Source organism: Rhodococcus sp. KBS0724, assembly GCF_005938745.2.
GTDB lineage: Bacteria > Actinomycetota > Actinomycetes > Mycobacteriales > Mycobacteriaceae > Rhodococcus_F.
The window spans coordinates 281,591-295,970 of record NZ_VCBX02000002.1 but is presented as its reverse complement, the minus strand read 5'-3'; the positions used below and the strand labels follow the sequence as shown (position 1 = coordinate 295,970).

The 14,380-nt window shown below is 59.9% G+C and carries 9 protein-coding genes and 6 pseudogenes; 3 read left to right on the top strand and 12 right to left on the bottom strand.

Annotated elements, in window-relative coordinates:
* Positions 1-272 precede the first annotated feature (272 nt).
* On the bottom strand, positions 273-443 hold the full coding sequence (locus tag FFI94_RS33935) for a hypothetical protein (protein WP_185993486.1): 171 nt from the start codon (positions 441-443) through the stop codon (positions 273-275).
* Positions 444-489: 46 nt separating this feature from the next.
* Between FFI94_RS33935 and FFI94_RS32275 the strand changes: the two are divergent.
* A pseudogene (locus FFI94_RS32275) lies at positions 490-687 on the top strand (IS256 family transposase); the annotation flags it as partial.
* Between the two features lie 187 nt (positions 688-874).
* Here FFI94_RS32275 and FFI94_RS32270 read toward each other — a convergent pair.
* The 5 genes and pseudogenes from FFI94_RS32270 to gnd form a co-directional block, all read right to left on the bottom strand.
* Positions 875-2,021 (bottom strand): annotated as a pseudogene (locus tag FFI94_RS32270) (IS3 family transposase).
* Between the two features lie 711 nt (positions 2,022-2,732).
* Positions 2,733-4,318, bottom strand: a pseudogene (locus tag FFI94_RS32265) (alpha/beta fold hydrolase).
* 54 nt (positions 4,319-4,372) lie between these two features.
* Positions 4,373-5,026: pseudogene (locus FFI94_RS32260) on the bottom strand (glucose-6-phosphate isomerase); the annotation flags it as partial.
* Between the two features lie 5 nt (positions 5,027-5,031).
* The gene (fgd, locus tag FFI94_RS32255; RefSeq protein WP_138873943.1) at positions 5,032-6,036 is read right to left on the bottom strand and encodes a glucose-6-phosphate dehydrogenase (coenzyme-F420); all 1,005 of its coding nucleotides are present in this window, start codon (positions 6,034-6,036) and stop codon (positions 5,032-5,034) included.
* On the bottom strand, positions 6,036-6,929 hold the full coding sequence (gnd, locus tag FFI94_RS32250) for a phosphogluconate dehydrogenase (NAD(+)-dependent, decarboxylating) (RefSeq protein ID WP_138873942.1): 894 nt from the start codon (positions 6,927-6,929) through the stop codon (positions 6,036-6,038). The genes fgd and gnd overlap by 1 nt, the downstream gene beginning before the upstream one ends.
* A 192-nt stretch (positions 6,930-7,121) precedes the next feature.
* Between gnd and FFI94_RS32245 the strand changes: the two genes are divergently transcribed.
* Entirely contained in the window at positions 7,122-7,913 is a 792-nt protein-coding gene (locus tag FFI94_RS32245; protein WP_138873941.1) for a DeoR/GlpR family DNA-binding transcription regulator, read from the top strand.
* Positions 7,914-8,185: 272 nt separating this feature from the next.
* On the opposite strand, the gene FFI94_RS32240 is transcribed toward FFI94_RS32245, so the two are convergent.
* Both FFI94_RS32240 and FFI94_RS32235 read right to left on the bottom strand, forming a co-directional pair.
* Positions 8,186-8,983: a hypothetical protein gene (locus FFI94_RS32240; protein ID WP_138873860.1), complete on the bottom strand. Its 798-nt coding sequence runs from the start codon at positions 8,981-8,983 to the stop codon at positions 8,186-8,188.
* Positions 8,983-9,354 (bottom strand): annotated as a pseudogene (locus FFI94_RS32235) (hypothetical protein); the annotation flags it as partial. The pseudogene FFI94_RS32235 and the gene FFI94_RS32240, both read right to left, overlap by 1 nt.
* A gap of 197 nt (positions 9,355-9,551) precedes the next feature.
* Between FFI94_RS32235 and FFI94_RS33930 the strand changes: the two are divergent.
* On the top strand, positions 9,552-9,959 hold the full coding sequence (locus tag FFI94_RS33930) for a transposase (protein ID WP_185993485.1): 408 nt from the start codon (positions 9,552-9,554) through the stop codon (positions 9,957-9,959).
* A gap of 172 nt (positions 9,960-10,131) precedes the next feature.
* Here the strand turns inward: FFI94_RS33930 and FFI94_RS32225 are convergent, their stop codons facing one another.
* From FFI94_RS32225 to FFI94_RS32205, 4 genes and pseudogenes are all read right to left on the bottom strand, one after another.
* Positions 10,132-11,172: an LLM class F420-dependent oxidoreductase gene (locus FFI94_RS32225; protein ID WP_138873940.1), complete on the bottom strand. Its 1,041-nt coding sequence runs from the start codon at positions 11,170-11,172 to the stop codon at positions 10,132-10,134.
* 300 nt (positions 11,173-11,472) lie between these two features.
* A complete protein-coding gene (locus FFI94_RS33925; RefSeq protein ID WP_260684590.1) occupies positions 11,473-12,330 on the bottom strand; it encodes an alpha/beta hydrolase in 858 nt (285 codons plus the stop codon).
* Positions 12,331-12,620: 290 nt separating this feature from the next.
* Positions 12,621-13,907, bottom strand: a complete 1,287-nt coding sequence (locus tag FFI94_RS32210) for an IS256 family transposase (RefSeq protein ID WP_138873888.1) — start codon at positions 13,905-13,907, stop codon at positions 12,621-12,623.
* A gap of 253 nt (positions 13,908-14,160) precedes the next feature.
* A pseudogene (locus FFI94_RS32205) lies at positions 14,161-14,364 on the bottom strand (IS3 family transposase); the annotation flags it as partial.
* Between the last annotated feature and the right edge of the window lie 16 nt (positions 14,365-14,380).

Sequence of the window (14,380 nt, the reverse complement as noted above, 5' to 3'; positions counted from 1 at the left end):
GTGCATCTTCACTGTGTTTGCGGTTATCTTCGGCCTGATCTACGACAAGAGTCGCCTAACCTGAGCAATTACGGACAGGTTATACGAGCCCAAGCGCGGCCAGGTTCACAGGATGATCTGACCGAAACGGAAGTTGCCCGTCCCCGCTTCCGCCCTCCCGGATCAACGCAGGTAGACGCGGTGCTCGCCGGAACGGTGCCCCCGATGTAAAACGGGCCGTCGGTAGTCGCCTGCCCGAACTGGTTAACCGGAGTCAGCGACGAGATTATCGTTTAATCTGCGTTGCGGAAGCTCGCAGCGAGAGTCGCATATGGGCCGCCTGCCGCTGTGTCAGCTTCGCACTTGCCGAGGAACGCAATAGCCTGCTCGACCGGCTCTTTGAGCCGCGCATCGCTGATACCCGGCCGAACCGAGTCCGTCTCACGATCAATCACGTCACTCATAGTGGCGTATCTCCTTTCAGAGTACACCGTTGTTCTTACAGTCCCCGCTGCAGGACTTGCCATGCCCTACAAGCTGATTGACGCCGCACAGGCTCGTTGGCGGACGGTCAAAGTCCCACATTCGGTTGCGCTTGTGCGCGCCGGGGCCGCATTCTGCAAGGGGAAACTGCTTGAACGACCCACCGACATCACGCCGGTATCAGCACCGGGTCAAGCAGATTCAACCGGAACGGAGGTCGCCTGAAACTTATGATCCACAGGGTTTGACATATCTCTGAGTCGATACAGAGTTAGTCCAATCCAGAAGCACTGTGCACTCAGCACAGCCCAACTCAGTGGGACTCTGCTATGCCTTCGTGTGCCTGTTTCAGCGAACTGTCCGACGCGCGAGGGACTGCCCCCACTTCGGTTGACTTGTGGGGTTGATAGTTTCAGGCCGCGTATGCGGTCTGGGTGATTGTCTCAAACTCGATCGGTGTGAGCTTTCCAAAGCGTCGTTGCCGACGTTTGCGATGGTAGGTTTTCTCGATCCAGGTCACGATCGCAAGCCGCAGCTGTTCACGAGTCGACCACCGTTGACGGTCGAGGACGTTCTTCTGCAACAACGAGAAAAAAGATTCCATAGCGGCATTGTCGCCGCATGCCCCAAATCTTCCCATGGAACCCTGTAAACCGTTGTCCGACAATGCGTGCACGAACTTTCTCGACCGAAATTGGCTGCCCCTGCCGGAATGTACGATCGTCCCGGCCGGCTCCCGGAGAGCGACGGCATTGGTCAGTGCACGGACAGCTAGTGACGCTTTCATTCGCGAATCGATCGAGTAGCCGACAATCTTGTTCGAATACACGTCCTTGATCGCGCACAAGTACAGCTTTCCGGTATCGGTCCGGTGTTCGGTGATGTCCGTGAGCCACACCTGGTTCGGCTTCTGTGCCGTGAACCTGCGGGCGACGAGATCGTCATGGACCGGTGGACCCGATTTCCTGTTCAGTCCCTTCTTCTTCGAGAACACCGACCAGATCCGTTGCTGCGAACACAACCGGGCAACGCGGTTCTCACCGGCGATGATGCCTCGGCTCGGTAATTCGTCGGCGATGAATCGATATCCGAAAGCCGGGTCGTCGGCGTGAATGTCGTAGGCGGCGTTGATCAGATGTGTGTCGTCCCAATCTCTCTGTGTCACAGGATCTTGGCGCTATTTTGTAGAACGCTTGCGTCGAGAAACCGAGCACCCGGCAGCCCGCCGTGACGGGAACTCCATCTACGGCGAGGTCGCGGACCAGCGGGAACATCATTTTGGGAGAATGCCCTGACTGAGATATGCCGCGGCCCGACGCAGGACCTCGTTCTCCTGCTCGAGAAGTCGATTGCGCTTCTTGAGTTCGCGCAGTTCAGCGGACTCTTCCTTCGCCGCTCCTGGTCGGTTGCCGTTTTCGATGTCGGCTTTCTTGAGCCAGTTGTGCAGCGTTGCCTCGCTGACACCGAAGTCTTTCGCGATCTGGAAAAGTGGGGCCTCGCGTTTGCGGGCGACCGCGACTACGTCGCGGGCGGAACTCCTCGGGGAACGGCTTCGGCATGATGTACATCCTTTCACCGTGAAGACTGATCTTCACAGGTCAGATGTCAACCAAACCGGGGGCAGTCCCCGATGTTTCCTCGAAACGAGTGAACCACCGGTACGAACGAATGCTCGCCAATACTGCTATAGCTTGATGATCGAATTACGTTGCCGCGCGGGTGCGTCGATTTCTGTGCTCGAACACCAGCTGTGACCGACGCACATGTGTCCAGCAAATCGACGGACTGACCACGGCTTACACACGGACCACTTCACTGCTACGCGAAACCGAAGGAAATGATCACACTGGCACTGACCGGACAACAGAATCGAGGTTAGAGTCCACCCTGGGAGTCTCCCGCGGACACTCTGATGCACATCGACCGTCGCAGCAGATGATCACCCCGCACTTGCATCGCTTCGTACGCGGCCTCGAACATGTACGGGACGAGCCGGATTAGACCTCCCCCGAAACGAATACCTCTCAGTCACTGACACATTCAGAATCAATCACCGATAGTGGTCCATAACCAAATTTCCATTGAGCTTGACGATGGTATGCGAGATCGAGACGCATTCGAGAGAAGCCGGCCGGGCGTGGCCCGCCCCCGGACCCTCCATCGCCGAAAGGCAAGCCTCACCGCGGGCAATACCGTGCCTGCCTGGTGTCAACACAGCCAACCTCCACGCGAAGCGACGTGCACCTTCACCCGTCAAAACCGAAACGGCCTCACAGCGGCGCGGTGATCGGAGCCTCGGGCGCATGTGTGACCGTGGTACGCCCGGTCTCGAGGTAGTCGGTGACGGCCTGATCTATCACAGCGTTACCACCCTGGATACCCACACCGTGATCGCCGCCGTCCACGGTGACCAGATTCGCCCCCATGTCGCGAGCGAGCTGCACCCCACCCTGATAAGGCGTCTGCGGGTCACGCAGCCCCTGCAGAACAAGCGGCGCCGTCGCCAGTCCCCGATTAGTCAATTCGGGCAACGCGGCAACGGGAGCCGCACCGGCACAGAAGGTCCCAGCACTGTAGCCGTACCCGATGAGCTCGAAGAGATCTCCGGTGACGAACGTCGAGAACAGCCAACCCGGGATTCGATCCGGCCGATCCGCCACACTGTTCTCGTTGCACAGAATCAGTGCCTGCATCATCTGGGACTGAGCAATTCGCTCCAACTCCTGCTCCGGTATGTCGCTCATCCCGGCACCGCTGGGAATCGCCTCGACACCGTCGCGGATTATCCGAGCCATCAGTGGCCAACTGTTCCGAGCCGGAAGCACCTGCCGCGTCATCACGTAGATGCTCGACGACATCTGCGTATGCGACGGATCAGCGAGGCCCCGAATGAACGCCTCGAACTGAACGCGCGCCGGTCCGGTCAGATCGACCCCGCGGCGGTAGGCTTCCGCGAGCGCTTCGAGGCCGGGCGGTACGTCACCGACCTGGGCAAGCGTCGGGTTACCACCGGCCTCCGCCACAATCCGGTCCGACCACCGCTGGTAGACCTTCAGTTGCGTCTCGCCGAGTCCGTAGGTGTCGTTGTTGGCGGCGATCCAATCCATGAAGTCGTAGAAGCGAGCTTTGTAGCCGTCGTTCTGCTGCCACAACACCTCGTTCCACAACCAATTTTGGTCGACCGCGGAATCGAGAACCATACGGCCGGTGTGCTGAGGGAAAAGCGTCGCGTAGGTGGATCCGAGAATAGTGCCGTAGGACAGGCCGTAGATGTCGATGACATCTTCGCCGAGCGCAACCCGGACCTGTTCCCAGTCCTTTGCGGTGTTCTCGGTCGTCAGGTGCGCCGTGGCGCCCGGCGCACCAGCCTCGCATGCGTTTCGTGCCGCAGCCCCACCGAAACCGAGACTCGCCGCCGTCGCCTGCTCGGGGCCCACTACGACGCGAGCGCGCCGGCGTACGAGAGTCCGCGCGGTTGGACCCCGATCACGTCCCACTGCGCACGGACCGCACCGGGCAGGACGTCGACAAACATCCTGTTCGAGCCGATCGCATCTCCACCGGGCCCACCCGGATTGGTGAACAGCACACCCTTGCGCGAGCCCGGATCCTCGGCACGGTGCCGGGTGACGAGCACGTCGATCGTGCCGGCGTCAGGCTCTGCGTAGTTGCGGGGAACGGTGACCGAAGCACACTGATCAGATGCCGGATCGAGCTGATATTCGGCCGGGCAGGACTCCCAACGAAGATCTCCACTCGGTGCCGGCTCCGCAGCGGCGAGGGGTGCAGGACCCACCGCGAGGACCGCGGTGACGCCAACTGCAAGAGCCACGAATCGACTGCGCCGCAAAAACATCGCATCGCCGCGCCGCGCCGAAGGCAAACCGCAAAGCGGTCTCGCCCAATGGTCATCATCGATGTCGGTGGAAACCGCCACGAAGTGCAGCGAGACTGCGTCTTGTCCAAGCCTTTCGACCAGCCACGTGCGCGCGGCGGTGGCATTTGTCATTGTCTCCAGGGTGGAGAACGTCTTGGATACGACGATGAAAAGCGTAGTAACCGGAACGAGGTAGGGCAGCACAGAAAGTAGATCCGCCGGACCGAGGTTGGATCCGGCGGATCCTCTGTTCACGACGGTTCGGATGGTCTCTCCGGTTACTCCGCGCCACGATCCGGATCGTATTCGGTCGGCAAATTCACCCATCTGGTCCAAGACATGGTGGACGTCTCCGATGACATTCCGTCCGTCCACATACATAGCAGTACCACGGCGCTCTCGCAGTGCTACGTGAGAAACCGATCGGTCTTCGGACACGTTGAACCGCGACCTGCGAACATCGCGTCGCGATGTCCCTCTACCCCGGCTGTCCGGGCGAGTTCGAGGGTCTCGCGGGTCACCCGATGCTTGCTGTAGTCGATATTCAAGTCACCGGCGGCGACGGTCAGGTCGCGACCACGGTGCGGGTCAGCGTCGAACAGCTCCCGCAGATGTAGCGCAGCGACCGTCACCTTGGTGATCAACGATCTTCTCCCACAACAGAGTTTGGGTGACGTCGATATTCATAGCCGTCAGCCCAGTGTGCGCAACCGCGGCGCCAGATCGCGCTCGAACAGTTCGAGGAAACGACGCTGATCATGGCCGGGTGCGTGGAACACCAGGTGGTTCAGTCCGGCGTCGACGTAGGCCTTGACCTGCTCGACTGCGTCGTCGGGATCGGACGCGACGATCCAGCGCTTCGCGACCTGCTCGATGGGAAGGGCGTCGGCTGCTGCTTCCATTTCGATGGGATCTTCGATGCTGTGCTTCTGCTCGGGAGTGAGCGAGAGCGGCGCCCAGAAACGGGTGTTCTCGAGTGCAGCGTCCGGATCGGTGTCGTAGCTGATCTTGATCTCGATCATCTTGTCGATCTCGGCGACGTCGCGCTCTGCCTTGGCAGCGCCTTCTGCCACTGCCGGAAGCAGCTTCTCGGTGTAGAGATCCATGCCCTTGCCGGACGTGCAGATGAAACCGTCACCGGCGCGGCCGGCGTACCGTGCGACAACCGGACCACCCGCGGCGATGTACACGGGGATACCGCCCTCGGGGACGTCGTAGATCGACGCGCCACGAGTCGTGAAGTACTCGCCCTCGAAGTCGACGCGGTCACCGAGCCACAGCTCGCGCATCAACCGAACCGACTCGCGCAGCCGCGCAAAGCGTTCCTTGAACTCCGGCCATTCGCCCTGGAATCCGGTGGCGATCTCGTTGAGCGCCTCACCACTGCCCACACCGAGCATGATGCGTCCCGGGTACAGGCAACCCATGGTCGCAAAAGCCTGCGCGATGACAGCCGGGTTGTAGCGGAACGTCGGAGTCATCACCGACGTGCCGATCTGTACGCGCTCGGTCCGCTCACCCACCGCCGTCATCCAGGCAAGGGAGAAGGGTGCGTGGCCACCGTTGTGTCGCCACGGCTGGAAATGATCACTGACCGCAACGGAATCCATGCCGTGCTGTTCGGCGAGAACTGCCAGCTCCACCAGCTCCCGAGGCCCGAACTGCTCCGCCGAGGCCTTGTACCCAAACTTCAACATCACACAACTACCTTTCCTGGTTGGACGTCATGTCCACCGAATTGTCCACGAAGCGCTGATACTGCCTTCATGGCAGGAGAATCATCTTGCCGAGAGGAGAAACGAGCGAAGAGGGCCGCCGCGATAACCGGAACCGGAACTGCGTGGGAGACGGCTTCTTCCACAGTCCAACGACCCTCACCCGAATCTTCGGTGTACCCGGAAATCGAGCTCAATCCCGGGTCTTCCCGAAGCGCCGCGACCAGTAATTCCAGGAGCCAGGAGCGGACCACTGTCCCCTTTTGCCATGCACCCATGACGTTTTCAACAGCTGAGATCCGCGGTTCGGCAGCCAGGAGTTCGTATCCCTCGGCGTAGGCCTGCATCAATCCGTACTCGATACCGTTGTGCACCATCTTCGCGTAGTGTCCGGCGCCGATCGACCCGGCATGGACAAAACTGTCCTCCCGTCGTCCCCGCGGCCTGAGCGCATCGAAGATCGGCATTGCGCGAGCAACATCAGCTTCCTCACCCCCCACCATCAATCCGTAGCCTTCCTTCAAACCCCACACCCCGCCCGACACACCGCAGTCCACATAACTGATTCCGCTCTCCCCCAGCACGGCAGAGTGCGCTTCGTCGTCCGAGAAATGGGAATTACCGCCTTCGATGACAAGGTCGCCACCAGCCAACAAGTCGCTCAGTTCGCTGATCACCGCACGGGTCGGCTCGCCGGAGGGAACCATCACCCACACCACTCTTGGGCGGCTGAGCCGAGCCACCAATTCCGGTAGGGATTCCACGTCGCGAATGGACGGATCGGAGTCGAATCCGATGACTTCGTGGCCGGAGTCCCGAATACGCTCCCGCATGTTCGCGCCCATCCGGCCTAAACCTACCAAACCCATTTGCATCAGGAAACTCCTTGAGGTTCTGCTGCGATTGGCGTGAACGCAGACTCCCAAGATTCTATCTGCACGATTTCGCGCACTTAATGCATGTAATCATGCAGAACAGATGGAAATACTGTCAATATCCGCGCGATGAGCGATACGATCCGTTGACTCCCACACCGAGGTCACCGGACAATCACTAAGGAGAACTTCTTGCCTGCAAAGGAAAGGCGGGACGCGATTCTCCAACGCATCCACGCTGACGGCTACGTTGAGGCCAAGATCTTGTCGCGTGAACTCGGTGTCGATGCATCTACGATTCGTCGCGATCTCGACACCTTGGTTCGGTCCGGAAAAGCTGAACGAACACACGGAGGGGCCCGCCCAGTCACCGGTGCAGCATTCGAGATCCCCTATGCGGTAAAGGAAACCGCACGACGACAAGAAAAGGCGGCGATCGCTCAATGTGCCGCACAGAAAGTTCTGGATGGAGATACCGTCATTCTTGATAGTGGCTCAACCACATACCAGGTCGCCTTGGAGCTTCGGCACAGAACAGATCTGACGATCATCACCAACGACCTCCGCATCGGAAAATATGTGGCCACCATCCCTGCCATACGGCTGCTGGTGACCGGCGGTGAACTCCTCGGATCCGTCTACACACTCGTCGGTGAACGCGCCGTAGACTTTCTCTCCGACTATTCCGCCGACTGGGCCTTTCTCGGCGCGGACGCCATCGACCCCATAGCAGGCATCACCAATACCAACACCCTCGAGATTCCGATCAAACGCGCAATCATCGCAGCGGCAACCCGAACCGTCGTCGTCGCGGATAGTTCGAAGTTGGGACACCGCGCTCTTGCCAAGGTTGCAGCGATCTACGAGGTCGACACGATACTCACCGACTCCGGACTCCCGATTGATCAGGTCAAGCTCTACGGCGATCACGTTGTCCGTGCGCTCGTAACAACGAACTCGCATCAAAACAGCACAACAACGTGACACCCGCGATGTGCGGCGGTAGATATTGAGTCGATCGCCGACGTACCTACGAAAACCGCCAGATGAACTTTCTTAGTCACAGCTACCACCACCCACCGACGACGAGATCGCTACAGCTGCGGAAGTCACCGTCTTCACGTTGCCGGATCCGCGGGATCATTTTCAACCGAGGTATTGATCTCTCATTCCAAAGGTCGTGATGCTGCTGCAGAAACCAAGGCAAGTCTCGTGACCGCCGCGTCCTGTCGAGCCGTTCGGGGCTGTTGGATGACCTATGTCCAGTCGATGTGGACGGATTCGATCGAATCGAAGTGGAATCCGAAGGCATCACTGTATTGGTCGAAGCCCTTGTTCTCCGGATAGTCCATCGTGGCGTGGCGTTCGAGGATCGCCACGACGCGGGCATTGTCGTCGTTCGCGAGTGCTGCGGCGAGTTCACGGGTTTCCTCGACACTGAACGGGCTGTCCGAATTCGCGAAATCCAAGGTACGCACCCGATAGTCGTACCCTTCCTCGGAGCCGTTACGGACGGACACTCCCCCACGCACCCGGATGGTCGCTTTCTTCGGTTGCCCGTCCGGACGCAGCACACCAGCGCGGTCCATAATGTCGTGGGCTTTGACGTTTTTGAGTTTCTTCTTCGCATCGGCACGCAACTCGTTCGTCTCCCCCGACCGATACCGCGACACCGCAGAGCGAGAACGCCCGATCTTCTGCGCGACGGCATCGATTCCGCCGAGACGCTCGATCGCCGCCCGGCGTTGAGCACGCTCGAACACCTCCGGATGCGGGATACGTCCTTGTTGCGCCCACCGTCGCAGCGTTCGATCCGACGGCGGCGTCCGGCCGGCATCGATCGCTGCTTGGCGGAGTCCGTCGTTACCGATTTCCGTGCGGATCTGCCGGACGGACACTTTGCTGGTCAACCCCGCCAGACCACCACTTTTGACGGTTTTCGATTTTTCGATCCCACTCGTCGCCGCAGTGGACACCGACACCTTGAGCCCGTCCAATCCGACGGTTTTCTGTGCGGGTTGCTTTGATCGTGGCTTCGGAAGATGCAGTGCCACTAGTTGTTTCCTTCATCCTCGTCGACAACATTGCCGTCGGAAACGTCGCCGTCGGTAAAGACTGCCTTGATCGCGAGATTGATCTCGTGAGTATCGCGGGCGTCGGTGAGTGCGGTCGCCAGGTCTTCGGTGAGAGCGGCATGTTTTTCGAGGGTCATCTTGCCCAACGCATCACTCTCGTCCGCGAGATCGACACCATCGGGCAAGGGGTAAACCCACGAGTCCGTGACAGTACGTAGTGGCCACCGCCCGATTTCACGGGCGATGCGCATCGCGACGCGGCGGCCACGCCAGCGGCAGTGCGCGATGATCGCTGCCCGCCACAGCGGCTGGTGATGGTGTTGCATCTGTTTCGCAGTCCACATGTCCGGGGGGGTTGTGTTTGACTGGAGAGTTCCGGCGGATTCGCTCCACCCAATTACTTGCCGTTGGTGGCCATTGTCTGTGGTGCGGCCTACCGGATGCCAAGGATGGTTGGCGCGTCTTGAGAGGAGCGCGGAATTGCCCCTGACTGGGATGTGCCCACCAAGCGATCCCTGATCCCCTTAAGGACAAGGAGACGGGTTCAATGATCATTCTGGGAGTCGATGCGCACAAGCGCGCCCACACCATCGTCGCGGTCGATCCCAACGGTCGCCAGCTGGCACCAAAGACGATCACCACGACCACAAAAGAGCATCTGGGGCTGCTGAACTGGGCCGAGCAGTTAGCCAAGGGCAACAGTCTGCTCTGGGCAATCGAAGACTTCCGGCATCTGCCGCGGCGACTGGAACGCGATCCGCTCGCCGCGGGCCAGTCGATCGTGCGGGTGCCACCAAAGTTGATGCCCCAGTCCGTGACTCGGCCCGCACCTACAGCAAGTCCGATCCCATCGATACGCTGGCCGTCGCACGGGCCGCTCAGCGGGAACCCGACCTTCACACGGCCCGATTGGATGGCCCTGACCACGACGTGCGGTTACTCGGCGATCACCTGAATTTCGTCGAGCACGGTCAGGCAATTACAATCTACATTCCACGCTGTACGACAATCCGCCGCCGCGGCTGTTCTGGCGAGCATTCAGAATACGGATGTCGAAACAAGAATTTCCAGCGAAATCGCCTCCAGTGTTCTCAATCACTACGGTCGAATCCATGACCACGGCAGGGTCAGTCACAAATCTTGCGGAACTTCTCGATCAGCTGGACGCGGCCATTGCGATCGGCCGCCAAAGGCGTGACGTTGACCGTCGTGACACCGGCTTCGGCGAAGGCTGCGACGCGTTCCTTGACGTAGCTCTCGGGACCGATCAACGACACGGCGCGAACCAGATCGTCGGGTACTGCCGCAGCGGATTCGTCCTTCTTGCCTGCGAGGTAGAGGTCCTGGATCTTCTCGGCGGCTTCTTCGTAGCCGTAGCGCACCGCGAGATCGTTGTAGAAGTTCTTGCCCTTGGCGCCCATGCCGCCGATGTAGAGAGCGAGTCTCGGGCGCACTAAGTCGAGCATGTGGTCGACGTCGTCACCGATGGCGAGCGCCGGCGACGCGTACACCTGAAGTTCGCCGAGGCTCGGATCGCGCTTGGCCTTACCCTTGGCGATCGGCTCGCCCCACACGCTGGCTGCCTTCTCTGGATGGAAGAAGATCGGCTCCCAGCCTTCGGCGATCTCGGCCGTCAGCTCGACGTTCTTGGGGCCGAGCGAAGCGATCAGGATCGGGATGCGCTCACGCACAGGATGATTGATCAGCTTGAGGGGCTTGCCCAGTCCGGTGCCCTTCTCGGCGGGGAGCGGGACCTGGTAGTACCTGCCCTGGTATTCGACCTTCTCGCGGCGCCACACCTTACGGCAGATCTCGACGACCTCACGGGTGCGCCCCAATGGAGCGTCGTACTTGACGCCGTGGAATCCCTCGATCACCTGCGGCCCGGAAGCGCCCAGTCCCATCACGAAGCGGCCGTTGGAGACGAAGTCCAGGCCCGCTGCCGTCATCGCGGTCAACGAAGGCGTACGGGTGTAGATTTGAAAGATTCCCGAAGCGAGTTCGATTGTCGACGTCTTGGCCGCCAGGTAACCCAGCTGGCTGACCGCGTCGAAGGAATACGCTTCCGGGACGAAGGCGATGTCCAGGCCGGCCTTTTCCAGGTCACCGACCTCTTCGACGGTTTCGGCGAACCCGCCGCTGTAGTTCAAACCCATACCGATACGCACGTTATAACCCCAATCCTAACGATTGCTGCCATGTGCGGCGCGCACACCGCAGTGGTGCTCCATCGAAGAATTACACACATCGAACACTGCGGAACATAAGTCGGCATTCATGTGAATACCCCGTTCATATTTGATGTCCGAAATGAACAAAGTAGCTGGAGCCTGCTACAGGCAGGCGCCAGCGCATCCCGATGCTACTCAGCCCCGTTCGCCTCGTGGGCAATAAAGTCGAATGCCGCGAGATTGTCGCGATGATACCAGGCCCCTCGATGCGCCCGGATTGGGGCGGTGACGACCACCTCAGTCGCCACGCAAAGCAACCCCGAGGAAGTCATTGATAAGCAGTTCAGTCTTAGCAGTGGTCTCTGGAAGCGCGGCGCCGTGGCATTGAGGCAAGCTGCATGTGGTCACTGTTACACCGGCGTCAACGAGACGCCGAGCATACGCAAGTCCCTCGTCCCTCAGTACCTCATAGTCCCCCACGATCACGAGTGTCGGCGGTAGGTCGTCGAGTCGACAAGCATGTAATGGCGAGGCGTACGGGTTGTAGGCGTCACTCGGCAAAGACAAGTACATGTCCCACATTTCTGTTGCGTGGCGGTAGGTCATGACATACCCCTCAGCGAAGCGATGCATCGATGGGCTGTTGCAACTGCTCTCAAGAACCGGAATGTGCAGGGCCTGAGCACAAAGCTCGGGCCCTTTTCGGTCGCGGCTCATCAGCGCAACTGCAGCGGCGAGGTTGCCACCGGCACTGCTGCCGCCTACTGCGATCCGGCTTGCATCGATCCCCAGGTCTTTGGCGTTTGCGGCTACCCATCTGAGCGCCTCGTAGCCGTCTTCCGCCGGGAGCGGAAACTTGTGCTCCGGCGCCAACCGATAGTCGACGTCGATGACCACAATGCCTAGCTCCCGAGCGCGAGCTGCATGGGCCGCGCCGGTAGCGCGCAGTACGTCGACTCCTCCGTTCACCCACCAGCCGCCTCCATGAAAATGAAGGTAAGCGGGGGCTTCAGAGACGTCCAAAGGGCTATAGACGACCGCCGTGATCGATCCCGCTGCACACTGAGGACAACCCGACCAGCCACATGAATCAGTAACCGGGATGCGAACCTCGAAGATCTCGATGCCACTGATCGACTCAGTGGTCGGCAACATCTCCAACAGGCGGGTGTGCTGACTGGCCCGTAGCTGCGAAACGTCGGCAAACCATTTCTTGCGCGCTGTAAGTTCGGAAGGAGGATGCTTAATCTCGGGGGCCGGTAAAGCCTTCACCAGTGGCGTTGCTTGCGAGATGAGTTCACGCAACCGCGGGTCAGTCACTAAGTCCATAGACGCAGAACTTACTGGGTAACTTGCCATCAATCACGCGTTTCATTCCTTCAGGCGGAACGAGGTCAAGTCCAAATGCGTGGTGTGTGGGGACGGGCACTGCGTGATCTCCTCTTTCAGGCTGTCAGCGCTGCAAGGGTAGTCGAGTTGACCTCCTCGTCGATTGTGTTGTCGTCACCGGTTTCCGGGGCCACGATAGTCACCCTGGAGTGGGCAAGGACGTCCAGACCGAGGTATCGGCGGCCTTCAGTCCACTCATCGTGCTGCTCGGCAAGAACGGCTCCGACAAGCCGGATCAACGAGGTCCGGTCGGGGAAGATACCGACGACATCGGTCCGCCGACGAATTTCCTTGTTCAGTCGTTCCTGCGGATTGTTGGACCAGATCTGACGCCAAATCTCCTTCGGGAATGCGGTGAATGCGAGCAACTCGGCCCGTGCATCATCGAGGTGCGCCGCTACCTTCGGAAGCTTGTCCGACAAAGCATCGAGCATCCGATCATACTGTTCCTCAACACCTTTCCGGTCTGGTTGATCGTAGATCGAATGCAACATCGCCTTCACCCACGGCCACTGCGCTTTCGGAGTGATCGACATCAAGTTCACCGCGTAGTGCGTGCGACACCGTTGCCATGATGCACCGGGCAGGGTGGCACCGATCGACGCCACGAGACCGGCGTGGGCATCGGAGGTCACCAACTTGACGCCGCTCAGGCCGCGGGCGACCAAGCCACGGAAGAACGTCAACCAGCCGGCCTTGTCCTCACCGGAGGAGACGTCGATGCCGAGTATTTCGCGGTGCCCATCTTTGTTGATGCCGACCGCGATCAGGGCGTGCACGTTCATCACGCGCCCGTTTTCCCGAACTTTGAGTACCAGTGCATCGGAGGCGACGAACGTATACGGGCCTTGATCGAGTGGCCGGGTTCGGAACGATTCGACTTGCTCGTCGAGGTCGCGGGCCATGATCGACACCTGCGACTTCGACAAGCTGTTGATGCCCAACGACTCAACGAGCTTCTCCATCCGCCGCGTCGAAACCCCGAGCAGATAGCAGGTAGCGACCACCGACGTCAGGGCCCGCTCCGCGCGTTTACGGCGCTCGAGCAGCCAATCCGGAAAATAGGAGCCTTGCCGCAGCTTCGGAATGGAGACGTCGAGAGTTCCTGCACGGGTGTCGAGAGTTCCTGCACGGGTGTTGAAGTCGCGGTGGCGGTATCCGTTACGGGAGTTGACGCGGTCGTCGGTGCGTTCGCCGTAGCCGGCGCCGCAGAGGCTGTCCGCTTCGGCGCCCATCAGCGCGGTAATGAAGATTCCGAGCATCGAGCGCAGCAAATCGGGGCTTGCTCCAGCGAGTTGGTCGGACAGAAACTTTTCGGGGTCGATAAAGTTGTGATCGGTCATCGCGTGTTCCCTCTTCAGGTCGAGTTGGTAGCTCTCTTGAAGAATCACGCGGTGGCCGTCCTCATCCGGGTAGCGACACGCCCACGGTTTCAGGGCGACTGGTCGTACACCACTCTGCTGGACTCAACCCGGAACGATGCCGGTGGATTGTCAAACCGACGATGCGACTACTCAAACACCAACCAGTGAGTCGCACCGGAGTTTCCGGGGACTTTGATGTTCCCCGAGTTTCGTGGAGTCGTCATATTTGACTTCAGGCTACGGGTTGGCGTGTGAAGTGTACGTTCTCGAACTCGATCGGTGTCAGCATCCCGAGGGCACTGTGCCGGCGTTGGCGGTTGTGGAAGATCTCGAGGTACTCGAACATGGCGTTGGCCAGTTCGATCCTCGTTTTCCATCGTTTCCTGTTCAAGAGTTCGGTTTGCATTCTGCCCCAGAAAGATTCGATGACGGCATTGATGCTCCTATAGTTG